Source organism: Pseudomonas gingeri (assembly GCF_013385635.1).
Lineage (GTDB): Bacteria > Pseudomonadota > Gammaproteobacteria > Pseudomonadales > Pseudomonadaceae > Aquipseudomonas > Aquipseudomonas gingeri_A.
Genome location: NZ_JACAPR010000007.1, coordinates 239,145 through 262,704, shown reverse-complemented (window position 1 = coordinate 262,704; position 23,560 = coordinate 239,145). Strand labels below are relative to the sequence as shown.

Below are 23,560 nucleotides of genomic sequence, written 5' to 3'. Positions count from 1 at the left end.
TCACTCCAGCAACGTCAGGTATTGCCTGACCAGCCCGGTGGACAGCAGCGCCCAGCCATCCAGGGCGACAAACAACACCAACTTGATCGGCACGGAAATGATCACCGGGCTCATCATCATCATGCCCAGCGCCAGCAGGATGCTGGAGATCACCAGGTCGACAATGACGAAGGGCAGATAGAGGTAGAAGCCGATCTTGAACGCGCTCTTGATTTCACTCAGGGCGTAGGCCGGCAGCAGCGCGAACAGCGACGGCTCGACCTCCTCCCGGGATAGCGAGCCCGCGCCGTCGGCATCGACCTGCTGGGCGCGCTCGAAGAAGAACGCGAGTTCGGGATCGGTGTAGCGGCGCAAGTAGTCCTTGTAGCCGCCCAGGCCGTTTTCGCTGAATTCGATGACCGCCTCGACGCTGTCGAAACGCACCTGGTTGTCCTTGTAGTAGCCATACCCCTGCTGCACCACCGGGGTCATGACAAACAGCGCCAGCAATAGGGCGATGGCATTGAGGCTCATGTTCGACGGCACCTGCTGCAAGCCCAGGGCATTGCGCACGATCACGAAGACGATCGAGAACTTGATGTAGCAGGTGCCCGCCGCCACCAGGAACGGCAGCAACGAAGCGAACGCCAGCAAGGCGATCAGCGATACGTCATTGTTCATCGCGACCGCCTTGACCGACCTGGCGCAACTCCACGCCCAGGTCCTCACCCAGATGCACCAGTTCGCCCCGGGCGACCGCCCGGCCGTTGGCCCGTACTTCGATATCGCCCAGCACTGCCGGATCGAGTGCCAGGACCTGCCCTTCAATCAGCGCCGCCAGCTCGGCCAGGCTGATCCGTTGCTCCGAAAGGATGAACTCCAGGCATACGGGCAGCCGCCCGAGCGCTGGTCCGGGGTCGAAGCCATGCTCTGGCGGCGTATCGGGTTCGGCGGGTGACAAGGTCATATACAAGCCTTCTTCGATAAAGGTGAACTCGCCGACCGGCTGGCCCGCGAGATGCCATTGCCACGCAGGCCTGCTGATGCGCAGCACATCGCCCACGGCGAGGGTACGCAAGGCAGCGCCGCTCAACTCGCTGTAGCCGAGGATCGCCCGCACGCACTGCGGCAGGCTCGACAACCAGGGGCTCGACAGCAAAGTTTGCGCAGGTGGAACTTCGTCGGGCAGACGAACTACCCACAGCGCCCCCTGCTCCGTGGCAATCCGTGGCAAGGGACGACTTTCCAACACAGGCGCAGTGACAAGCGCGACTGCTGACAGGCGCTCGTAGCGCAACTCGTCCAGAGTGATGCACAAGGGCTGTGGCACCGTCTGGAACAACTCCGCGACAAGCCCGAGGGAACACGGTTTTCTCAGTAACGAACGCAGCTGCGGGAAAATGCCGTCGAGCCACTCCCGAGCCTCGACCAGTCCCTGCCAGCCGCCACCCCGCCCCTCGGCGCAAAAGCCCAGGTAGTCGCCGGGAGCAACTGGCGAGCTTAGTTCGGCCTGATATCCCGCGCACTGCCAACGCTTGATCGCACGTTGCTGCGCATAGCACAGCGGGTCGATCCGGCGCAGCCCCAGGGACCGCCCTGTCACGGGGACAGATAGTCGGCTCAAGACCGCCGGTCGCCATCATTCGGCGCCTCGCCCAACCACCAGTGCGGTTGCCGGCTCTGGTCGAAATCAACCTGAAGCTGTTCGAACACTTGCCGGTCACTCGCGCGAATCAGCAAGCCGGACGCTCCGGCACCTGCGCGGGTGACCAGCACCTCGCCACGGGCACGGTCATTGCTGAAGGGCACCTGCAGGAAAGGTTGTCCGCCACCCTCGTCATCCTGATCAAGCGAATCAGGCGGCGCACTGTCATGCGGGTCAGGTGTCGACTCCCGTTCGACGCCCGCCCTTTCGGACTGGACCGGTACGGCCAAGGCCTGGACCTCCAATCTGGCCGGCAGGCTACCCGGCAAAAGCTCGGTCCCGGGGACAGACTCTCCAGCCTTCGGGTTCACAGACGAAACGTCCTCGTCGCGTCCAGCCTGCGGCCTTTCGTCGCTGGCAGACATCACCTGCGGCCTGCCGTCCAGGCCATCGCGGGATTGCCCCGCTACGTCACCCATGCTTTTCTCCCATCCGCCCCGCTCTTCTCCAGGCACAACCGCGAGTGTCCGCCGCCCATCGACATCGCCCTTTTTCAATGGTCCCTCTACCTGCGCAGTACCTGACCCCGCTCTTTCCCCGGGCGATTCTTCCGGCGCATCGGCCGAACCGGCGCTGGTCTCTATCCTCTGCGAGTCGCCTGGACTCGCACTCACCCTGCCCAGACCACCCTCCGGCAGCTCCATTCGCTGAAGCAGCGCCAGCAACGTCGCGGCCCCCGCACCAATCACTTCATCCTCGACGACTTCGAGACGCTGCTCGATCTTGTCCGGCGTTTCATCCTGACAATCCGCCACAACCTCAAGGGCCGGCGATACGCGGGAAATACCGTTCATCCTTTCATTCCAGTCAGATCCTCTATTTCACCCTCATCGCGGCGCAGATGCGCAAGCCGGTATTCGCGCCCGAGGCGCTGGCGCAAGCCGACATACTTCACATGCTTGCGGCGCAACCGCAGCAGTCCCTGCTGCGCCTGGTGTACCACCTGATCCAGCTGTACCCGTTGCTCATGCAGGGGGCCGCGTTCGAGCGCCAGCAACTGGATCTGCCGGCGAATCACGGCCTGTCGCCGCAGCGTCTCGAGCAACTGCCAGTGATCGAGCACACGGTTCTCGGCACGATGACTGCCGAGCAATGCCCGCAACGAACCCTCATGTTCATCCATTGCCGCCAGTTCCCGCTGTACCAGGACCAGGCGCTGCCGGGCCGCCTGCAACTCCCGCTCGCCCCGGTGCTGGCGCCAGGCACTCATGCCCAACAGGCGGTCGATATCAGCCAATGAGCTCATGCAGGCTCCCCCGGGTTTCATCCGGCCGGCTCATCTCGTCGGCACCCTGGCGCAGCCAGGCATTCAGCCCATCCCGACAGGCCATGGCGCGATCGTTGGTCGGATCGATACCCGGGGTGTACTCGCCGAGATCGAGGAAAACCTGCAACGCCTCCAACCGCGCCAGCACCTCACGAGCCCTGGCCGCCAACTGCCGAGCCTCTGCGCCAGTCACCTGATGCGCCACCCGGCTGGCACTGCGCAGCACGTCGATGGCCGGGAAATGCCCCTTGGCGGCCAGGCCGCGGCTCAGGTAGATATGTCCGTCGAGAATCGAACGGATCTCCTCGGCGATCGGGTCCGGTTCGTCATCGCTCTCGAGCAACACGGTGTAGCAGGCGGTGATACTGCCCAGCGCCGTAAGGCCGGGACGCTCCAGCAAACGCGGCAACGCATCGAATACCGAGGCCGGATAGCCCCGGCGCGCCGGCACCTCGCCGGCCGCCAGGGCCAGGTCACGGCGGGCGCGGGCGTAGCGGGTCAGCGAGTCGAGCAGCAACACCACGCACTGCCCCTGGTCGCGGAAATACTCGGCGATGGCCGTGGCTTGCAGCGCCGCGTTGCAACGATCCACCGACGACACATCGGAAGTGGCATAGACCACCACGCAACTCGAACGCTTATGCGACTGGCGCAGATGCTCGATGAACTCGGTCACCTCACGCCCGCGCTCGCCGATCAGGCCGATGACAAAGACATCGGCATCGGTATGGTTGATCAGCATGTTGAGCAGCGAGGTCTTGCCTGACCCGGCGCTGGCAAAAATGCCCAGGCGCTGGCCGATACCGACGGTCAGCAGACCGTCTATGACACGGATGCCGGTCATCAGCGGCTCGACCACCGGACGCCGTTGTTGATAGGAGGGCGGATCGGCATCCACCGGATAATCCCGGCCGTGGAACCCCGGCGCCGGCGCCAGGCGCTCGACGATGGTGCCGCGCGGATCGACCACACTGCCGAGCATCTCGGCGCTGCAATACAAGCGCAGCGCAGCGCCGGTCGGCACGATCATCGACTCGCGCGACAGCCCGCGCGCTTCCCCGAGGAGACTGAGCACCACCGTATCGGGCCTGAAGCCGATCACCTGGGCCTTGGCCAGCAGCTCGGCCGATGTCCAGTGCCGGCGGATCTCGCAGATCTCGCCAATCGACACGCCCTCCAGCGCCGCCTCGATCAGTGGCCCGCTCAGGCGGCGCGGATGGGCACCGCGCCGTTCGAGCCGCAGCACATTCATTGACGGATGATGCCGCCGAGCTCCTCGATGGCCTCCATGAAGCCATCGAGTGCCTCGGCAAAGGCCCGGTCGCTGGTCAGCGCCTGCTCGCCGAGCATCAGCCGTACTTCCAGTTGCCCGTCGCTCTCGAACAACTGCAATTGTCCGGTGCGGGCGTGGGCATTACCCTTGAGCAGGAACTGCATCAGGTTCCCGGCGTGATAACCGAACGTGGCGGGCGTCATCTGCGCGACGACACTCCACAGCCAGACATCGTCATCGATGACGTTGAGGCTGATGTTCGGCTGTTCGATCATCTCCATTTCGATCGTACTGTGGCTGTCGAACTGTCCCAGTTGCGCCTGAGTGCAGCCGCTGTACAGCAGCGCACCGCGCAAGCGTTCGGCAATATCCATATCCCGCATGGGTATTTCTCCTTATAGCGTCTTGATGACGTTCACTGAAATGGTCTCGCTGAGCTCGCCGAAGGACATGACATCCAGTTCGCGAAAACGCCCCTCGACCAGCTTTTTGATATAGCGCCGCACGTCCACCGAACACAGCAGCACCAGGTCTTTCTGCGGTACGTGCAGGCTTTCGAGGCCCAGGCTCAGGCGATCGATCAGGTCTTCGGACTGCGCCGGTTCCAGGTTGAGAAAGCTGCCGCCGGAGGTCTGGCGGATACCGCCACGCACCACCTCTTCGAATTCCGGTGACAACAGCAGCACCCGCAGATCGTTGCCATGGGCGAACTTGTTGCTGATGTAGCGCCCCAGGCCGCCACGCACGTGCTCGACCAGGGCGATCGTGTCCTTTTCGCGGGAGGCCCAGTGGGCCAGGGATTCGAGAATCAGCTTCATGTTGCGCACGGAGATGCGTTCGCCCACCAGGCGTTGCAGAACTTCGGCGATCTTCTGCACAGTGACGTGGCGATAGACTTCCTTGAGCAGGTCCGGGTAGCGCCCTTCCATTTCATCGAGCAGCGCCTTGGTTTCCTGCACGCCGAAAAACTCGTTGATATTGCGTGCCAGCAAGGTCACCAGGCAGCGGTAGCATTCGTCGTAGGCCGCGCGCAACTGGTAGCCCAGGTTCGTTGCCGTGGCCTTGCCCTCGGCACCGATCCAGACACTTTCGAGCTGGTTGCTGTCACGCCCGCGCACCAGCGACAAGCCCATGGCGGCCAGCTCCGGCGAATAGTCGAGTACCCGCCAGTGGTCGAAATGGATATCGAACTGGTCGGCCCGTACCTCGTTGATCAGCACCACGACCTGATGTCCGGGCAATGTCTCGGAACCGCGCAATTGCGGCAGCGGGATCTTCAGCCCGTAGTCGATGAAAAACTGGCTGCGAAAACGCTCGGCAAGCCTGGCTGTGCGCAACGCCTGCAGCCGTTGCGCGGGTACCAGGAACATCAGGGCGACCGTCTCGGTGGCAATATCGTCGACGCTGTCGAGCATCCCCAGTTCGCTCTCCGCCACGCTGTCCGCCAGCGTTTCCGCTGCGGCCTCCCGTGACTGCGGCGCCGATACACGGGTCTTGCGCCAGCCCATGAACACCACCAGGGCCAAGGCGCCGGCAATCAGCACGAAGGTCGGCAGCGGAAACCCCGGGAGAGTACCGACTGCCACCGCCAGCAATGCGGTCACGCCGATCACGAAAGGATTGCCGAACATCTGCGTGAGCATGTTGCGTCCCAGGTTGGCCTCGTCGCCGTTGACCCGGGTGACGATGAAGCCGGCACCGATAGCGATCAGCAGCGCCGGGATCTGCGCGACCAGGCCATCGCCGATGGTCAACAGGGTGTAGGTCGACAGGGCCCTCGAGAAATCCATGCCCAACTGCCCGACGCCGATGGCGATCCCACCCAGGAAGTTGACGAAGATGATGATGATCCCGGCGATGGCATCGCCCTTGATGAACTTCATCGCACCGTCGAAGGAACCATAGAGCTGACTCTCCCGCTCCAGCACGCTGCGTTTCTCGCGCGCCTGCGCGGCGTCGATGGCCCCGGCCTTGAGATCGCCATCGATACTCATCTGCTTGCCCGGCATGCCATCCAGGGAAAACCGCGCCGCGACTTCGGCCACCCGCTCCGACCCCTTGGTGATGACGATGAACTGGACGACGGTGACAATCGCGAAGATGACGAAACCCACCACCAGGTTTTCGCCGATCACGAACTCGCCGAACGAGGCGATGATCTCGCCGGCATCCGCCTGGGTCAGGATCAGGCGACTGGTACTGATGGACAACGCCAGCCGGAACAACGTGGTCAACAGCAACAAGGCCGGGAACGTCGAGAAAGCGAGAATGCTCTCGATGTAGAACGAGCCCATGAAGATCAACAGTGAAATCACGATATTCAGGCCGATCAGGAAGTCGACCAGGGGCGTTGGCAAGGGAATGATCAACATCGCGATGATCATTACCATCAACGACAGGATCAGCAGTTCAGGGCGGGCCGAGACACTGCGCAGGAGCTGATCGAGCATGGCCTACTCCTCCGGCCAATAGGCGGACGCCATGCCGCACCGCTGTTCGATCTGCTCATGGGCGTAGGCAATATCGGCCAGGGTGGCGAACTGCCCGGCCAATTGCTCTGCGGCAGCGTTCTCGACAAACAGCTCGGCGGGCAACTGCAGGCACATCCGCCGGACCGCCTGCAGCAGCATCGAACGCTCGCGATGCAACGCCAGCAACACCTGCTCCCCGAGGACACCGGACAACAGCTGGTCGAGTTCACCGGGGTGCTTCAGCACACCGAAGAAGAACACCAGCCAATCGAGTTCCTCCGGGTTGTACCGGCGGACCAGCGCATCGTTCAACAGCCCACCGACAAACATCGCGTCCGCCGAGCGCAGGCGTTTCAGGTCGGCTAACCGGACCAGCAACGAGCCGAACTCGCTGCGCGAGCAACTGGGGTCCTGGGCATCGATATCCGTCAGCAAGGCGGCCTCGATAAAGGCCAGCACCGCTGCCCGACGGTTCGGCCCGAACAATGCCACCCAGTCTTCGTAGCAACTGGCCGCACCGGCATCGCTTTCCAGGAAATCCCGATAGGCCTGCCGCAGGAATCCGGCTCGCAAGGCCATCGCGCGACCGAACAGCCGGGCCTTCAGGGCGCTGTTGATACCAGCCTTCAGACGCTTCGGTGAAGCCTGGGCAATCACCTGTTCCAGCAGGCTCTCCAGCCGCTGGCGTACAGGGCCTTCCAATTGCCTGCGCCGTATCAGCTCGCGCAGCACCAGCACCAGGTCGCTGTCATCGGGGAACAGGCCGCGGGCCATCTGCAACAGCCATTCGACCGGTTTGTCCGCGACCTTGCACAGCGCCAGCACCTGGCGGGCCTTGGGCACCACGTCGTCATCGAGCACCGACTCGAAACTCTCGGGCCGGCTGTCGGTCTTGAGTTCGAACAGGCGGCGATTGCGAAACTGCGTCAGGGCCGCCGACATCTCGTCGCTGTTCTGGATAAAACGCTGGAGCAACCCGGCCGGGCTGGCATCCTGGTCAGCCGCGTCGACATCGGGCGGTGCTTGCGCCTCCTGCCGGGCCAGGTCGAGACGGGCCATGGACGCACGGCTCAAGGCGGGGTTGATGAACGCCATGTCAGTACTCCGCCGCCCGCATGAAGGCCCGGCGCACGGCGTCCTGCTGTTCCACGGTCATCAGGCCCTTGCCCAGGTCCCGGGTGCTCTCCTGCAAGGCCCCGAGGATTTCCTTGGGCTGGATCAGGAACACCCGCGCCGTGTTGGCCGAACTGCTGACCCGGTAGCGGAACAACCCGCCGATCAGCGGAATCGAGCCCAGCAGCGGAATGCGCGCCACCTGCTCGCGATAATCGTCACGGGTGAAACCGCCGACCAGCAGGCTCTTGCCCTGGGGCACACGGGCGACGGTACTGATGCGGGTACGGCCGACCGTCGGCAGCGGCTGCACCTTGCCGTCGTCCGCGCCATGCTCCACTTCGCTGCCGTCCTCGATATTCAGCGAAATCTCGATTTCATCGGCGATGGCAAAACGCGGCAGTACGCTGATCAGCGTGCCGTAGGTCACGCTTTGCAGATCGACACTGCGCTCCCCCAGCAACTGCGTGTAGAAGGTGCGGTTGTTGTCGAAGAGCGCCGGTACATTCTCCTGCGTCAGAATTACCGGCCGCGCTACCACATTGGCCCGGTTCTGTTGCGCCAGGGCCATGACCCGGGCCATGAAGGACACCCCATCCAGGGTCGTCGCCGAGCCGCCGTTGAGGGAAACGCCCAACTGGCCACCGACATCGATCCCGCCTTGCCAGCTCACCCCAAGCTGGTTCAATTCGTCCTTGTTCAAGTCGATGATCCACAGCGACAGCTCGACATGACGCTTGGGCACATCCAGCGCGGCTACCAGATTCTCGATGAAACGCACCTGTTCCGGCAGGCCCTTGACCAGCAGGCTGTTGGTATCCGGATAGGCCACCACGCGAATATTCCCGGCGGCGGTTTCCCGCGCCAGCACCCGCGGGGCGGTGGGATCGTCCGGGGAGATCGGCGTGGCCAGGCCTTCGAGGGGAAACTGCGGCATCCGCAACGGATTGCCGGCCACGGTCGAGACCTCGACCCGCGGCTCGACACCGCTCTGCTCGCCCTTGAGCAGGCTCTCGATCACCGTGGCCATGCCGGGGATCGAGATCTTCTGCTCGCGTTGCTCGTAGTTGCGGTCGCCGACAAAGGTGTTGAGCAGGTGGATCACGCCGATCCGTTGCTGACCGAGCAACAGCTCGGAAGGCTGGTTGTCCATCAACTGCGCCGCCTGCATGACCAGGTCGACATAGATCGGCGGGCCGGAAACATAAAAGGTCCGGCGCCCGTCATTGCGCAAGGGATAACGCGAGTCCTCCAGGCCCGACTGGCGCAGGAACTGCTTCAGGGTCTCGACGCTGATCACCCGTAGCGCCACCACCGAGCTTTTCACCTCGGCAGCGTCATACAGGTAGATGGCCTGTCCGTCGCTGTACCAGATCAGCCCCATCTGCGCGACGATGCGGTCGAAGGTCTGGCGCGCCGAATGCAGCGGGAACTCGCCACTGATGCGTTTGCTGGCGGCCGCCTTGCTGACGATGATCGGTTTGCCCAGAGGCGCCGACAAGGCGGAAAAGAAGCTGCGCAGACCTTCCTCGCGGGCCACGTAGCCTGCGCTTTTCTCCTGTACGGCAGCAGCCGGCGGGATCGCCAGGCAGGCCAGGAGCATTGCCCCGAGCCAGCGCCGCGAGGCGTGAATTCTCAACCGCGCTGCTCCATGAGATCGAGCAGCCGGCTCGGCGCAACGCCCAGCAACTCGCGAACCTCCTTGGAGAAATGCGAAGAGGAGGCATAACCGTACTCCAGCGCCACATCGGTGAGTGAACCGCCGCCACGGATCATTCGCAACAGCGCCTTGGCCGTGCGCCAGTCGCGCAGCTCCGGCTTCGCCGCCCCGCCCAGTGCCTGGTGACACAGACGACGAAAATGCGAGACCGAGACACCATAACGCCGTGCCAGGCCGATCAGCTTTTCACTGGCGGTGCCCTGCTCCAGCAGAAACAGCACCAGCCAATAGCTCGCGCTTTGCCGCACCACCCCGGCAAACCGCTGATAGTCAGCATCACCGCGCAACGCACACTCGATATACCAACGCTCCAGGCCCTCCTTGCTGGCGGTGACCGTGGCGGTCACCGGCAAGGCGGCCCAGGATGCGGCGCAGGGACGGCGCTGGCTGAGACCGCAGCCCATGTCGATGAACACCTGTAACTTCATCAGGCAGGTCCCGGACAAGGTCTCGCAGAGCAATCCGCCGGAGACGACTTTCATCGCCCCACGTCCGACCACCAGGCCCTGCCATCCGGCGGGCAGGTACCAGCCAACCGTCAGGTCATCGCGGCACAGACATACGCCGGCGTCGCCGGCCCGCACATGCAAGACCCGCTCTGCGGATAGAACCCCCGGACACGTTATCGCGAAGCGTTCGTCAGCCTGCACCCTGCATCCCACCTGTCTGTCGATGAATCGTCAGCGATCATGGCGTGACCGCCGCGACAGATCATGATGAGAAGCTGATGAACCGTCGGCGCGACCGGGGACACTGGCATATGCCTTGCTACATCTGTGGAAACCCTCACCAACGGCGGTTCGGGTGCAAAGACAAAGACGTCGCAACCCGTCTGGCGATCAGCCACGGACCGGGTGCGGCGTTTTTTTATGAAGAGTGAAAAGCCGATGAACGAATTTCCAGCCAATCCCCTGGCCTGGGTCAATGGCAGCGATGCACCGGAAAAGAATGCCCTCGACCTGGGCTTCATGCCCCTGAGCGATTGCGCCTCGCTGGTGGTCGCCGCCACCCAGGGCTTTGCCCAACCCTATGGCCTGACCCTGAATCTCAAGCGCCAGCCGTCCTGGGCCAGCCTGCGCGACAAGCTGGTCAGCGGCGAACTGGACGCCGCCCACAGTCTTTACGGACTGGTCTATGCGGTGCACCTGGGCATCGGTGGCAGCCCGGCTACCGACATGGCGGTCCTGATGGGCCTGAACCAGAACGGCCAGAGCATCAACCTGTCGTCGGCCCTGCAAGCGGCGGGCGTGACCAGCCCTGAGGCACTGGACCGGCACGCGCACCAAAACAAGGCAAAGCTCACCTTCGCCCAGACGTTCCCCACCGGCACCCACGCCATGTGGCTGTACTATTGGCTGGCCAGCCAGGGCATTCATCCGCTGCAGGACGTCAACAGTGTGGTGGTGCCGCCGCCACAGATGGTCGCCCACCTGCAGGCCGGGCGCATCGACGGCTTCTGTGTCGGCGAGCCCTGGTGCGACAGCGCGGTCAAGCAAGGCCTGGGCTTTACCCTCGCCACCAGCCAGGCGATCTGGCCCGATCATCCGGAAAAAGTCCTTGGCTGCACCCGCGCCTTTGTCGAGCAATACCCCAACACCGCCCGGGCCCTGGTGATGGCCGTCCTCGAAGCCAGCCGCTTTATCGAACAGAGTCCGGAGAACCGCCGCAGCACCGCCCAGTTGCTCAGCGGCAGCGACTACCTCGATGCGCCGGTGGAACATATCCAGCCACGCCTGCTCGGCGACTATGAAGACGGCCTCGGCCATCGCTGGCAGGATCCCCACGCCTTGCGCTTCCACGGCACTGGCGAAGTGAACCTGCCGTACCTGTCAGACGGCATGTGGTTCATGACCCAATTCCGCCGCTGGGGCCTGTTGCGCGAGGATCCCGACTATCTCGGCGTCGCCCGCCAGGTACAGCAACTGGCACTCTATCGCCAGGCAGCAGAAGCCCTGGGCATCGAGCATGGCCCCGAGGTGATGCGCAGCAGCCAGTTGATCGACGGCAAGACCTGGGACGGCTCCGACCCGGCCGCCTACGCCCGCGGCTTCACGCTGCATGCCCTGCACGACGAGCCGGCCGCGCTCGCCCGCCGCTGACAGGAGAACCGAACATGTTGCGTATCCTGCTGATCAACGACACGGCAAAGAAAGTCGGACGGCTCAGGGCCGCCCTGATCGAGGCGGGCTTCGAGGTCATCGACGAATCGGGACTGACCATCGACCTGCCGGCTCGCGTCGAAAGCGTGCGCCCGGACGTCATCCTGATCGACACCGAGTCCCCCAGCCGCGATGTCATGGAACAGGTCGTGCTGGTCACCCGCGACCAGCCCCGGCCCATCGTGATGTTCACCGACGAACATGATCCCGACGTAATGCGCCAGGCCATCAAGTCCGGCGTCAGCGCCTATATCGTCGAAGGTATCCAGGCCCAGCGCCTGCAACCGATCCTCGATGTCGCCATGGCCCGTTTCGAGAGCGACCAGGCCTTGCGTGCCCAGTTGCAGGCACGGGACCAGCAACTGGCGGAGCGCAAGCGCATCGAGCAGGCCAAGGGCCTGCTGATGAAAATGAAGAACTGCAAGGAAGAAGAGGCCTATACGCTGATGCGGCGCCAGGCCATGAGCCGGCAGCAGAAGCTGATCCAGGTCGCCGAGCAGATCATTGCCATGAGCGAGCTGCTCGGCTGAGCCGACGGCACCGAGGGCAACTCTGGCCCGCCTCTTGCTAAGTAAATCCCGCAGGTAACCAACGGCGGTTGCCCCACTGTACGACAAAGACGTCGCCCCCCCTTCGCGCAAGCAGAGCGGGTAGCGACGTTTTTTGCGTTTTGGCTCCGCAAACGCGGGCCGGTGGTGCAGCCGTACAGGCGCACCACCCGATGCCCCTTGCAATAGCCCCTCCCCTGAGACTCTTACCGCTGAGGTGCGTCATGAATGCAAGTTTCTGGAAGTCCGGCCATACCCCGACACTGTTTTCGGCCTTTCTGTATTTCGACCTGAGTTTCATGGTCTGGTACCTGCTCGGCCCCCTGGCGGTGCAAATCGCCGCCGACCTGCACCTGACCACCCAGCAACGCGGGCTGGTGGTGGCGACGCCTATCCTGGCCGGGGCATTCCTGCGCTTCCTGATGGGTTTGCTGGCCGATCGGCTGTCACCCAAGACCGCCGGGATCATCGGCCAGGTCATCGTTATCGTGGCGCTGTTCGGGGCTTGGAAACTGGGTATCCACAGTTACGAACAGGCCCTGCTGCTGGGACTGTTCCTCGGCATGGCCGGCGCTTCGTTCGCCGTCGCCCTGCCCCTGGCCTCGCAATGGTATCCGCCACAGCACCAGGGCAAGGCCATGGGCATCGCCGGAGCCGGTAACTCGGGGACCGTGTTCGCCGCCCTGATCGCACCTCTGCTCGCGGCCTCCTTCGGCTGGAGCAATGTCTTCGGTTTCGCCCTGATTCCCCTGGTGATCACCCTGGTCGTGTTTGCCTGGCTGGCACGCAACGCCCCGCAACGGCCCAAGGCCAAATCCATGGCCGACTACATGAAAGCCCTGGGTGATCGCGACAGCTGGTGGTTCATGTTTTTCTACAGCGTGACCTTCGGTGGTTTCATCGGCCTGGCCAGCGCCCTGCCCGGCTACTTCAACGACCAGTACGCCCTGAGCCCGGTGACCGCCGGCTACTACACCGCCGCCTGCGTGTTTGGCGGCAGCCTGATGCGGCCCCTGGGTGGCGCGCTGGCCGACCGCTTCGGCGGCATACGCACCTTGCTCGGCATGTACACGGTGGCGGCGATCTGCATTGCCGCGGTCGGCTTCAATCTACCCAGTTCCTATGCCGCCCTGGCCCTGTTCGTCCTGGCGATGCTCGGCCTGGGTGCCGGTAACGGCGCGGTGTTCCAGCTGGTGCCGCAGCGCTTTCGCCTGGAAATCGGCGTGATGACCGGGCTGATCGGTATGGCCGGCGGCATCGGCGGTTTTGCCCTGGCGGCCGGCATGGGTGCGATCAAGCAGAGCACCGGCAGCTATCAGATGGCCTTGTGGTTGTTCGCCAGCCTCGGTGTCCTGGCCTGGTTCGGCCTGCACGGGGTCAAGCGTCGCTGGAGAACCACCTGGGGCTCGGCCGCCGTCACCGCCGCACGGGTCTGAGGCGCCGTGGGCCTGCAACTGAGTTTTGCCCAGGCCACGGCCACCGGCCCGCGCGCGGAAAACCAGGACGCCTTGCGCCTGGTCACTCCCGCGCCGGAGCTGGCGGCCAGCAAGGGCTATCTGTTCGCGATAGCCGACGGTGTCAGCCAGTGCGCCGATGGCGCCCTGGCTGCGCAGTCGACCCTGCAGGCGCTGGCCCTCGACTATTACGCCACACCGCAGACCTGGGGCGTCGCCCAGGCGCTGGACCGGCTGCTGCTGGCGCAGAACCGCTGGTTGCAAGCCAATGGCGGCGGCCAACCGCTGCTCACCACCTTGAGCGCCTTGGTCCTGCGTGGCCGCCGCTTTACCCTGGCCCATGTCGGCGATTGCCGGGTCTATCGCTGGTATGCCGGGCAGTTGCAACGCATCAGCCAGGAGCATGTCTGGGAACAACCGGACATGCAGCACGTACTCAAGCGGGCCATGGGCCTGGATCAGCACCTGGTGGTCGACTACCTCGATGGTGAAGTACGCCAGGGCGAGAGTTTCCTGTTGCTCAGCGACGGGGTATGGGCCACCCTCGGCGACCCGGCGATCGCGGCTATCCTGCGCGAACAACCGGAGCTCGAAAGCGCCGTGATGACCCTGGTCAGCGCCGCCCACCTGGCCGGCAGCCAGGACAACGCCAGCGCCCTGCTGGTGCGGGTCGACCAGCCGGGAGAGAACAGCCTCGGCGATACCCTGATCCAACTGCAGCAATGGCCCCTGCCGCCCCCGCTGAAACCCGGACAGTCGTTCGAAAACTGGCAGGTCGAAAGCGTCCTCGGACAGACCCGGCAATCGATCCTCTATCGCGTCCGCGATGCCCAGCAACAGCCCTGGCTGCTCAAGACCCTGCCGCAAAGCCGCCATGCGGAACCCCACGCCGGACAGGACCTGCTTCAGGAAGAATGGTTTCTGCGCCGGGTCGCCGGCCGCTGCTTCCCCGAGGTGCATCCGGCACCACAACGCCAGCACCTGTATTACCTGATGCGCGAATACCCGGGGCTGACCCTCGCCGAGCTGTTCCAGCAGATCGGGCCGCTGCCGCTGGCACAATGGCAGGAACTGGCACGGCGCACGTTGCAGGCGGTGGGCATGCTGCACCGGCGCAATATCCTCCATCGCGACATCAAGCCGGAAAACCTCCACCTGGGCTCAGACGGTGAACTGCGCCTGCTGGATTTCGGCTTGGCCTATTGCCCGGGTCTGAGCGAGGAACCGAGCCAGGAACTGCCGGGCACACCCAGCTACATCGCTCCGGAGGCGTTCGACGGGCAGGCTCCGGACATTCGCCAGGACCTCTACAGCGTCGGTGTCAGCCTGTTCTATCTGCTGACAGGGCACTATCCCCATGGTGAAATCGAAGCCTTCCAACGCCCGCGCTTTGGCGCACCGGTGAGTGCCGGGCGTTATCGCCCCGATCTTCCCGACTGGCTGGCGCAGAGCCTGAACCGCGCCGTCGCGGTCGACCCCGGACAACGCTACGAGACGGCCGAGGAATGGCTGCTGGCCCTGGAGAAGTCCGAGCGCGGTGTGATGAGCGTTCGCCCCCGACCATTGCTGGAACGCGAACCCTTGAAAGTCTGGCGCACGGTGGCGCTGGTATCGCTGCTGATCAACCTGGGCATTCTGGTGTGGTCGCTAAAACCCTGAACAACAGATATCGAGCAAATCGCAGGCAAAGAAAAGCCCGGCCTGAGCCGGGCTTTTCCGTACGACCAGGCTAATTACTTAGCTTGGGCTTCAACAGCAGCTTCTACGCGACGGTTGACAGCACGACCAGCTTCAGTGGCGTTGTCAGCCACTGGGCGGGATTCGCCGTAACCCACTGCAGTGATGCGGCCTGGATTAACGCCGTCCTTGACCAGTACTTGCTTGACAGCATCAGCACGACGCTGCGACAGCTTCTGGTTGTACTTGTCCGGACCGACGCTGTCGGTGTGACCGGCAACTTCAACGTTGGTAGCTGGGTATTGCTTCATGAAGTCAGCGAGGTTTTTCACGTCGCCGTAGCTGTTAGGCTTGACTACCGACTTGTCGAAGTCGAATTTCACGTCCAGCTCAACCTTGACCACTTCAGCCACTGGAGCTTCTGCAACCGGTGCTGGCTCTTCGGCAACTGGCGCTGGAGCAGGTGCTGGAGCAACCTTGCCGCCGCTACCACCGAAGTTCACGCCCAGGCCAACCAGAGCCTGGTAGTCCCACTTGCCGTTGTCCAGCTTGTAGTCAGCTTCAACGCCGGCACGAGCGTACAGGTTGTCGGTGATGTACCACTTGGCGCCAGCGCCGGTGGTCAGGAAAGTCGACTGGTCGCGACCGGTGTGGCCGTCAGCAGCAACGTTGGTCTGGCTGCCGTGAGCAACGCCACCTTCAACGTATGGACGGATGGCATCGCCAACGGTACCGAAGTGGTACTGGCTTTTCAGACCGAACTGATCACCACGGATCTTCTGGTTGCCAGTGCCGTCGTTCGAACGGGTGTAGTCCAGTTTGCCGTAGGTGGCATTGACCGAAACGTCGTCGGTGATGAAGTAGCCGATCGAAGCGCCTGGGCTACGGCCGTCTTCTACGTGGTTGACGCTGTCGTTGAACTTCTTGCTGTAGAACAGCTCACCCTCGACTGCGCCTTGGCCTTGTGCCAGAGCGCCGAACGAAGTTGCGGCAACAAGTGTACCAACGGCAACGCCCAAGGTGTTTTTCAGTTTCATCCGTTAAATCCCCATCTGGTGATTGTGAATCAGTCCCCAAACCGGGGGACAACTCGGCGACAAGTCTAGCAGAACTTGCCTGAACGTAAGAGATATTTGCGTTGAACTAAGTTTCAGCAATACCCGCAAATTTCTCACGCAATTTATCTAGAGCCCTTTTGTAGCGCATTTTCGTAGCACTCAAACCCATATGCATGATGTCCGCGATCTCCTGAAACTCCAGCTCTGCGACAAAACGTAGCACCAGGATTTCCCGGTCGATCGGGTTCACATGCACCAACCAGCGATCAAGTCCGGCCTTTTCCTCAGGTACCGGCGCCTTCTCTTCAGACGCCTCCTCAAGCGGATCCAGACTCAAGGCGTCCATCAAGCGACGCTTTCGCCGTTCTTTGCGATACTGCGTAATGCACTCGTTGTACGTGATGCTATAGAGCCATGTCTTGAACTTCGATTTACCCTCAAAGTTCTTGAGGCCATACAACACCTTCAACATCACTTCCTGACAGACATCGTCAGCATCACGATCGTTCCCTAAATACCTTGAACAAACGCTGAACAAAGTTCGTTGATAGCGACGCATCAACTCTTCGTAGGCGCGCGTCACGTGAAAAAGCTCCGCATGCGAACGCGCAACAAGCTCCTCATCGGAGAGCTCGCGGGGGTCGTAGCGCATGGATAGCGATTGGGTTTTATTCAAAACGAGTCGTGCCGACAGTCAGGTCAATGTCCGCCGCAGCCCAGGCTTGCGGGCTTTTTGCGGCGGCATACATTAGCAGGGTTTGCCGGATTAGCGGCTACTCACATGCTGTTCCAGCAGGATCCGATTGGAGAGAGAGACTAGCTCACCCTCATCGGTCAGCAATGTGGTTTTAACCGTGCCGATCTCTTCGATCTGGCCTTCGACCTCGCCAACTCGCACTTGTTGCCCAACCTGATACAACTCACGCACATAGATTCCCGCAAGAATCTGCCCGGCGATCTCCCGACTGCCCAGGCCCATGGCCAAGGCAACGGCCAGACCAACGGTAATCAGCACAATCACGATCACATGGTTCAGCAGGTCGGTCTTGACCTCCAACTGGCTGATCGCCACCGAAATGCTGATGATCACCACCAGCCCCTGGGCAACCCGCCCCAGGCCACTGGCGTAGTCCAGGCCCACGCCTTCGGCGGCACCGCGCACCAGGCCATTGACCAGTTGCGCCAGCAATACCCCCACCAGCAGCACCAGGGCCGCACCGAATACCTTCGGCAAATACAGCGCCAGCATGTCGAGCGTAGCCGAAACTCGCTCAAGTCCAAGGGATTCGGCGGCAGAAACCAGGAAAATCAGCAAAATGAACCAATAGACAATCTTGCCGATCAGGGTCGAGATCGGTACCTGGATGCCCGCGCGACTCAACAACTTGGTCAGCCCGGTGCCCCCCATGAGGCGATCCAGCCCCAGTTTGGCAAGCAATTTGGACAGCAGGGTATCGAGCAGCTTGGCCACCACGAAACCCAACAGCACCACGACCAGGGCGCCAAACAGGTTCGGAATGAAGTTCGCAACCTTCGTCCACAACGCTGTCATCGCCGCCACCAGACTCCGAGTCCAGAGATCAAGTTCCATATTCAATCAGCCTTATCCGCAGAGCGAGCAGTAGGGGTACGACGAGAAACCGGCATGACATGGGCCGATCCATTGTTCAGGGCAATCATCAGCGCTTGCAGCCAACGCCCCAGCAGACTGAAGAGATCACCCGCGCCGACCTGGCGGTTGGCGGTTTTCAGGACACGCCCCAGGCACGCATCGTCGTCACGGGTGGACGGCGAGGCCTTGAGCATGTCGCGCAGAGACTGTTCAAACGGATCGTGCATACGCACCTCTCGGAATGTCTTGGAAAGACGCGGTCAGAATTTTCCGGGTCACATCAAACATGTTTCACAGCCAGCGCAAACGACGAAACAACCACCATTGCCCGAGCGCCACGGCGACGATCAACAGGCAGGCGATGGCAAATCCATAGGGGTCCTGGGACCAGGGAATCCCACCGACATTGATCCCCAGCAAACCGGTGAGAAAGCTCATGGGCAGGAAGATCCCGGTGATGATCCCGAAGCGATACATGGTCTTGTTCATGCGCACGCTCAGACGCCGGTCCTCGGCCTCCAGCACAAGCCCCACGCGCTCCCGGGTCAATTCGAGCTCCTCGAGATAGCGGGTCAGGCTGTTGTTCAGTTCGTTCCAGTAATCGGCGTCATCACCGGCAAACCAGGGCAACTTGATACGCGTCAGCTGGCCGAAGATATCCCGCTGCGGGGCCAGGAAACGTTTCAGCCCGGCAGCTCGACGACGTATCTGCACAATCGCCCCATGTTCGGGACTATACCGTTCGTCGGCATCTATTTTTTCTTCCTCGTCATCGACCACTTCCGAGAGGTCGCTGACCAGATCCTGGACTTTCAGCGTCAGGTATTGCGCCATGTAGAGGATCAGTTCCGAGGCGGTTTTCGGCCCCTTGCCCTCCTCCAGCCGGACCAGCAGCTCATCGGTCGCGCGCAAGGGTCGCAAGCGCAGGGAAATCACCCGCTGGGCCGAGGCGAAGATCCGCACCGAGACCATGTCCTCGGGCTCGGCACCGGGGTTGAGGTTGACGCCGCGCAAAAACAGCAGCAATTCACTCTCCGGCAACGGCAGCAGGCGTGGGCGGGTGTTTTCCTCCAGCAGCAGGTCGCAGCTGAATTCGCTCAGGCCACTGGAGGCACGCAACCAGGTACGGGTTTGCGGATGGCTGCGATCCCAGTGCAACCAGAGACTTTCCTCGGGCCGCAATTGCAGATCGTCCAGCTCCGTCCGAGCAATCGAGCGCGCACCACCCTTTCCATCGAGAACCAGGGCATGGACCAGCCCCCATTGCGCGTTGTCTTCCTCGAACATCCTTACCCCTGTGATTTTATTTCGAAAAATTACTCAGGCATCTGCAACGGGCTGGGCGAGACGATCACCCCGTTGTTGTCCGCATAGACATATTCACCCGGGCGGAAAGTGACGCCGGCAAAGGTCACGGGCACGTTCAGGTCACCGATGCCGCGCTTGTCGGTCTTCATCGGGTGGCTGGCCAGGGCCTGCACGCCCAGGTCGGTTTGCGCGATCACGTCGACATCGCGGATACAGCCGTAGATCACCAACCCTTCCCAGCCGTTCTTCGCGGCCTTTTCGGCGAGCAGGTCGCCGAGCAAGGCCCGCCGCAGCGAACCACCACCGTCCACCACCAGCACCTTGCCGGCGCCCTTGAGCTCGACCTGATCCTTGACCAGGGAGTTGTCCTCGAAGCACTTGATGGTCACGATCTCGCCACCAAAGGAGTCTCGACCACCAAAGTTGCTGAACATCGGTTCAAGCACCTGCACCAGCTCCGGATAGGCATCGCACAGGTCGGGAGTGACGTAATGGTTCATGGATAAACTCCTGTAGGTGAGAGAACACGATCGGTGTACCGACAATCCAGGGCGGCTTGCTTGAAGAAACGCTCCGCCCGGGCGAATGTTTAGACAATGACCAGAAACGCTCAATGCGTCATATCTTAGCCGCTACCACTTCGAAGCGGAATGCCCTTCTTAGAGCGCTTGCTGAACCTCGGCTGACTCAGGCTGCAGAAAAGACGCCTGATCACCCAGCCAGTCGGCCACCAGCGGCCAGACTTCGGCTTGCGCCGGCTTGCTGACCAGCATCTCGACATGACCGAAATCCGAGCCGAATCCGGCCTTGCGCCCCAGGCAGATAAAGCGCTTGAGTGGCGAGCCGATCTGCTCGAACAGCTTGCGGCAGGCCCAGTCCGGATCCTGGTGATCACCGGCGGCACTCACCGCCAGCACTGGTACGTCGACTTCCGCCAGGCCATCCCACCAATTGCGGTCCTTGTCGCCGAAACGCCCGAACAGACCGTGCCAGCGCATGCTTTCCAGGGCCAGGCCGATCGGCTCGTCTTCCGGGCCCCGCTTGAGCCGCGAACCGGACAGGTGGGCGAAGCGCTTGAGCAGCAAACGCCCGCTCCACTCCACCGGTGGAATCTTCAACGGCCAATAGGTACGACTGACCTGGCAGCCGAAAAGCGCTACTGAAGCCGCCGCCGGCGCCCCCAGGTACTGACCGCCGAGAGCCGCCGCCAGGGTCGTGCCGCCCAGGGAATGGCCGATCCAGTGGGGAACCTGCCCGCTCTGCTCGCGGACAAAGGCGCCGAGGGCCGGCAGATCGTAGCGCGCGTAATCGGCCACGCGGTTATTGCGATAGTCCTGATTGCGTACGGACAACCCATGACCGCGCATTTCCGCGATCCACACATCGAACCCGGCACGCGCCAGATAGGCGCCCAGGCCGATGCCCTTGGGGGAATACCAGAAACGTCGGTTGGAAAAACTGCCATGCAGGAGAATGACCGGCACGCCACGCACTTCGGGCTCATCGGCCAGGCCCAGGCGGGTGACCGCCAGTTCGACCGTGCCATCGGGACTGTTGCCCGGTTTCAAACGATAGACGTCTTCGCTCAGATCGCCACGACGCTCGGCGCTGAGCAAAGCCACCGGAAAAAGATTGCTGCTGCTTTGCATAATGCTCTTGCACAAAAAAGGGCGACTCCTGTCTGGCTTCGCCCTATATACACACAAAAATGCCTGCCGGCTCAAAAGCCGGCAGGCATTTCATTTCACGTGAATCAGGCCTGGGCCTGGCCTTCAGCCAGGAAGAACCAGGTTTCCAGCACGCTATCGGGGTTCAGGGACACGCTTTCGATGCCCTGCTCCATCAACCAGCGCGCCAGGTCCGGGTGATCGGAAGGCCCCTGGCCGCAGATGCCGATGTACTTGCCGGCCTTGTTGCACGCCTGGATGGCGTTGGACAGCAGCTTCTTGACCGCGGGATTTCGCTCGTCGAACAGGTGCGCGATGATCCCGGAATCGCGGTCCAGGCCCAGGGTCAGCTGGGTCAGGTCGTTGGAACCGATGGAAAAACCGTCGAAATACTCGAGGAACTCATCGGCCAGGATCGCGTTGGACGGCAGTTCGCACATCATGATCACGCGCAGGCCGTCCTGGCCGCGGGCCAGGCCGTTGGCGGCCAGCAGATCGACCACCTGGCTAGCTTCGCCGAGGGTACGGACGAACGGCACCATGATCTCGACGTTGGTCAGGCCCATTTCATTGCGCACGCGCTTGAGCGCACGGCACTCGAGTTCGAAGCAATCGCGGAACGACTCGCTGATGTAGCGCGAGGCACCGCGGAAGCCCAGCATCGGGTTTTCTTCTTCCGGTTCGTAGAGCTTGCCGCCGATCAGGTTGGCATATTCGTTGGACTTGAAGTCCGACAGGCGCACGATGACCTTTTTCGGCCAGAACGCGGCGGCCAGGGTGCTGATGCCTTCGACCAGCTTCTCGACATAGAAGCCGACCGGATCGTCGTAGCCGGCAATGCGCTTGTCGACACTTTCCTTGATTTCCAGGGGCAGCCCGGCGTAGTTCAGCAGCGCCTTGGGGTGCACGCCGATCATGCGGTTGATGATGAACTCCAGGCGGGCCAGGCCCACACCGGCATTCGGCAACTGCGCGAAGTCGAAGGCACGATCCGGGTTGCCGACGTTCATCATGATCTTGAACGGCAGCTCCGGCATGGCATCGACGGAGTTCTTCTTGATATCGAAGCCCAGTTCGCCTTCGAAGATATAACCGGTATCGCCTTCGGCACAGGAAACGGTCACGCCCTGGCCGTCTTTCAACAGTTCGGTGGCATTGCCGCAACCCACGACCGCGGGAATCCCCAGCTCACGGGCGATGATCGCCGCGTGACAGGTACGCCCGCCACGGTTGGTGACGATGGCGCTGGCGCGCTTCATCACCGGTTCCCAGTCCGGGTCGGTCATGTCGGAGACCAGCACGTCACCGGCCTGGACCTTGTCCATCTCGGAGACGTCCTTGATGATCCGCACCTTGCCGGCGCCGATGCGCTGGCCGATGGCACGGCCTTCCACCAGCACGGTGCCGGTTTCCTTGAGCAGGTAGCGCTCCATGACGTTGGCCTGGGTACGGCTCTTCACGGTTTCCGGACGGGCCTGGACGATGTACAGCTTGCCGTCGTCACCGTCCTTGGCCCACTCGATGTCCATCGGGCACTTGTAGTGCTTCTCGATGATCATCGCCTGCTTGGCCAGCTCGCTGACTTCGGCATCGCTCAGGCAGAAACGCGCGCGGTCGGCCTTGTCGACATCGACGGTCTTGACCGAGCGACCGGCCTTGGCCTCGTCGCCGTAGATCATCTTGATCGCCTTGCTGCCCAGGTTGCGGCGCAGGATGGCCGGACGACCGGCTTCGAGGGTGCCCTTGTGGACGTAGAACTCGTCCGGGTTCACCGCGCCCTGGACCACGGTTTCACCCAGGCCGTAGGCGCCGGTAATGAACACCACGTCACGGAAGCCCGACTCGGTGTCGAGGGTGAACATCACACCGGCGGTTCCGGTTTCCGAACGCACCATGCGCTGCACACCGGCGGACAGGGCCACCAGCTTGTGGTCGAAGCCCTGGTGCACGCGGTAGGAAATCGCACGGTCGTTGAACAACGAGGCGAATACTTCCTTGGCCGCACGAATGACGTTTTCCACGCCGCGGATGTTCAGGAAGGTTTCCTGCTGGCCGGCGAAGGACGCGTCCGGCAGGTCTTCGGCGGTGGCCGAGGAACGCACGGCCACGGCCATGTCCGGGTTGCCCGCCGACAGCGTGGCGAAGGCGGTACGGATCTCGGCGTTGAGCTTCTCGGGGAACTCGGCCTCCATGATCCACTGGCGGATCTGCGCGCCGGTTTTCGCCAGGGCATTGACGTCGTCCACATCCAGCGCATCCAGCGCCGCGTGGATCTGGTCGTTCAGGCCACTGAGTTCGAGAAAATCACGATACGCCTGAGCCGTAGTGGCAAAGCCGCCGGGGACCGACACACCGGCGCCCGCGAGGTTACTGATCATCTCGCCCAGGGATGCGTTCTTGCCCCCTACGTGCTCTACATCATGGACGCCGAGCTTATCGAGGGAAACTACGTACTCTACCAAGGTGATCTCTCCACTAACTGTGTTGGAAAAGCTCAGGAGCGGTCTGCTCTAATGGGCAGGTTGATCCGCCATGTGGCCTGGACCTGG

The 23,560-nt window shown here is 62.6% G+C and carries 22 protein-coding genes; 4 read left to right on the top strand and 18 right to left on the bottom strand.

Translation table 11 applies throughout. The annotated features are described in order from the left end of the window. From HX851_RS34810 to HX851_RS34765, 10 genes are read right to left on the bottom strand one after another with little or no spacing between them, the layout of a single operon-like run. On the bottom strand, window positions 1-660 hold the full coding sequence (locus HX851_RS34810; RefSeq protein ID WP_177057564.1) for an EscR/YscR/HrcR family type III secretion system export apparatus protein: 660 nt from the start codon (window positions 658-660) through the stop codon (window positions 1-3). After that, window positions 650-1,603, bottom strand: a complete 954-nt coding sequence (locus tag HX851_RS34805) for a FliM/FliN family flagellar motor switch protein (protein WP_177064251.1) — start codon at window positions 1,601-1,603, stop codon at window positions 650-652. The genes HX851_RS34810 and HX851_RS34805 overlap by 11 nt, the downstream gene beginning before the upstream one ends. Continuing rightward, on the bottom strand, window positions 1,600-2,478 hold the full coding sequence (locus HX851_RS34800; RefSeq protein WP_177064250.1) for a hypothetical protein: 879 nt from the start codon (window positions 2,476-2,478) through the stop codon (window positions 1,600-1,602). Before HX851_RS34800 ends, HX851_RS34805 begins: the two co-directional genes overlap by 4 nt. Beyond that, window positions 2,475-2,930, bottom strand: coding sequence for a SpaM family type III secretion system protein (locus HX851_RS34795; protein WP_177064249.1), 456 nt, complete (start codon window positions 2,928-2,930; stop codon window positions 2,475-2,477). The genes HX851_RS34800 and HX851_RS34795 overlap by 4 nt, the downstream gene beginning before the upstream one ends. After that, the gene (gene sctN / locus HX851_RS34790; protein WP_177064248.1) at window positions 2,914-4,203 is read right to left on the bottom strand and encodes a type III secretion system ATPase SctN; all 1,290 of its coding nucleotides are present in this window, start codon (window positions 4,201-4,203) and stop codon (window positions 2,914-2,916) included. The genes HX851_RS34795 and sctN overlap by 17 nt, the downstream gene beginning before the upstream one ends. Then, window positions 4,200-4,607: an InvB/SpaK family type III secretion system chaperone gene (locus HX851_RS34785; RefSeq protein WP_177057569.1), complete on the bottom strand. Its 408-nt coding sequence runs from the start codon at window positions 4,605-4,607 to the stop codon at window positions 4,200-4,202. The genes sctN and HX851_RS34785 overlap by 4 nt, the downstream gene beginning before the upstream one ends. A gap of 12 nt (window positions 4,608-4,619) precedes the next feature. Further along, complete coding sequence (locus tag HX851_RS34780; RefSeq protein ID WP_177064247.1) at window positions 4,620-6,674, bottom strand: EscV/YscV/HrcV family type III secretion system export apparatus protein; 2,055 nt, start codon at window positions 6,672-6,674, stop codon at window positions 4,620-4,622. A gap of 3 nt (window positions 6,675-6,677) precedes the next feature. Continuing rightward, on the bottom strand, window positions 6,678-7,790 hold the full coding sequence (gene sctW / locus HX851_RS34775) for a type III secretion system gatekeeper subunit SctW (protein ID WP_177064246.1): 1,113 nt from the start codon (window positions 7,788-7,790) through the stop codon (window positions 6,678-6,680). Window position 7,791: 1 nt separating this feature from the next. Further along, on the bottom strand, window positions 7,792-9,411 hold the full coding sequence (gene sctC, locus HX851_RS34770) for a type III secretion system outer membrane ring subunit SctC (RefSeq protein WP_177064350.1): 1,620 nt from the start codon (window positions 9,409-9,411) through the stop codon (window positions 7,792-7,794). 32 nt (window positions 9,412-9,443) lie between these two features. After that, window positions 9,444-10,118, bottom strand: coding sequence for a helix-turn-helix domain-containing protein (locus HX851_RS34765; RefSeq protein ID WP_177064245.1), 675 nt, complete (start codon window positions 10,116-10,118; stop codon window positions 9,444-9,446). Window positions 10,119-10,415: 297 nt separating this feature from the next. On the opposite strand from HX851_RS34765, the gene HX851_RS34760 reads away from it, so the two are divergent. The 4 genes from HX851_RS34760 (at window position 10,416) to HX851_RS34745 (ending at window position 15,348) form a co-directional block, all read left to right on the top strand. Next, on the top strand, window positions 10,416-11,627 hold the full coding sequence (locus tag HX851_RS34760) for a CmpA/NrtA family ABC transporter substrate-binding protein (protein ID WP_177064244.1): 1,212 nt from the start codon (window positions 10,416-10,418) through the stop codon (window positions 11,625-11,627). A gap of 14 nt (window positions 11,628-11,641) precedes the next feature. Beyond that, on the top strand, window positions 11,642-12,217 hold the full coding sequence (locus HX851_RS34755) for an ANTAR domain-containing response regulator (protein ID WP_177057573.1): 576 nt from the start codon (window positions 11,642-11,644) through the stop codon (window positions 12,215-12,217). A gap of 242 nt (window positions 12,218-12,459) precedes the next feature. Continuing rightward, window positions 12,460-13,671, top strand: a complete 1,212-nt coding sequence (locus HX851_RS34750; RefSeq protein ID WP_177057574.1) for a nitrate/nitrite transporter — start codon at window positions 12,460-12,462, stop codon at window positions 13,669-13,671. Between the two features lie 6 nt (window positions 13,672-13,677). Continuing rightward, window positions 13,678-15,348 (top strand): bifunctional protein-serine/threonine kinase/phosphatase, encoded by a 1,671-nt coding sequence (locus HX851_RS34745; protein ID WP_177057575.1) that lies wholly within the window; start codon window positions 13,678-13,680, stop codon window positions 15,346-15,348. A 74-nt stretch (window positions 15,349-15,422) separates the two neighbouring features. Here the strand turns inward: HX851_RS34745 and HX851_RS34740 are convergent, their stop codons facing one another. From HX851_RS34740 to ppsA, 8 genes are all read right to left on the bottom strand, one after another. Beyond that, the gene (locus tag HX851_RS34740; RefSeq protein WP_177057576.1) at window positions 15,423-16,403 is read right to left on the bottom strand and encodes an OmpA family protein; all 981 of its coding nucleotides are present in this window, start codon (window positions 16,401-16,403) and stop codon (window positions 15,423-15,425) included. 106 nt (window positions 16,404-16,509) lie between these two features. Further along, the gene (gene sigX, locus HX851_RS34735; RefSeq protein WP_176987329.1) at window positions 16,510-17,100 is read right to left on the bottom strand and encodes an RNA polymerase sigma factor SigX; all 591 of its coding nucleotides are present in this window, start codon (window positions 17,098-17,100) and stop codon (window positions 16,510-16,512) included. Window positions 17,101-17,190: 90 nt separating this feature from the next. Continuing rightward, a complete protein-coding gene (locus tag HX851_RS34730; protein ID WP_042936161.1) occupies window positions 17,191-18,015 on the bottom strand; it encodes a mechanosensitive ion channel family protein in 825 nt (274 codons plus the stop codon). 2 nt (window positions 18,016-18,017) lie between these two features. Continuing rightward, a complete protein-coding gene (locus HX851_RS34725) occupies window positions 18,018-18,269 on the bottom strand; it encodes a CrfX protein (protein WP_370590479.1) in 252 nt (83 codons plus the stop codon). A 58-nt stretch (window positions 18,270-18,327) separates the two neighbouring features. After that, window positions 18,328-19,323: a divalent cation transporter CmaX gene (gene cmaX, locus HX851_RS34720; protein ID WP_177057578.1), complete on the bottom strand. Its 996-nt coding sequence runs from the start codon at window positions 19,321-19,323 to the stop codon at window positions 18,328-18,330. Between the two features lie 29 nt (window positions 19,324-19,352). Beyond that, on the bottom strand, window positions 19,353-19,844 hold the full coding sequence (gene rraA, locus HX851_RS34715; protein WP_017128051.1) for a ribonuclease E activity regulator RraA: 492 nt from the start codon (window positions 19,842-19,844) through the stop codon (window positions 19,353-19,355). 159 nt (window positions 19,845-20,003) lie between these two features. Further along, window positions 20,004-20,993: an alpha/beta fold hydrolase gene (locus HX851_RS34710; protein ID WP_177057579.1), complete on the bottom strand. Its 990-nt coding sequence runs from the start codon at window positions 20,991-20,993 to the stop codon at window positions 20,004-20,006. A 104-nt stretch (window positions 20,994-21,097) separates the two neighbouring features. Beyond that, entirely contained in the window at window positions 21,098-23,473 is a 2,376-nt protein-coding gene (gene ppsA, locus HX851_RS34705) for a phosphoenolpyruvate synthase (protein WP_177057580.1), read from the bottom strand. Window positions 23,474-23,560: the final 87 nt, after the last annotated feature.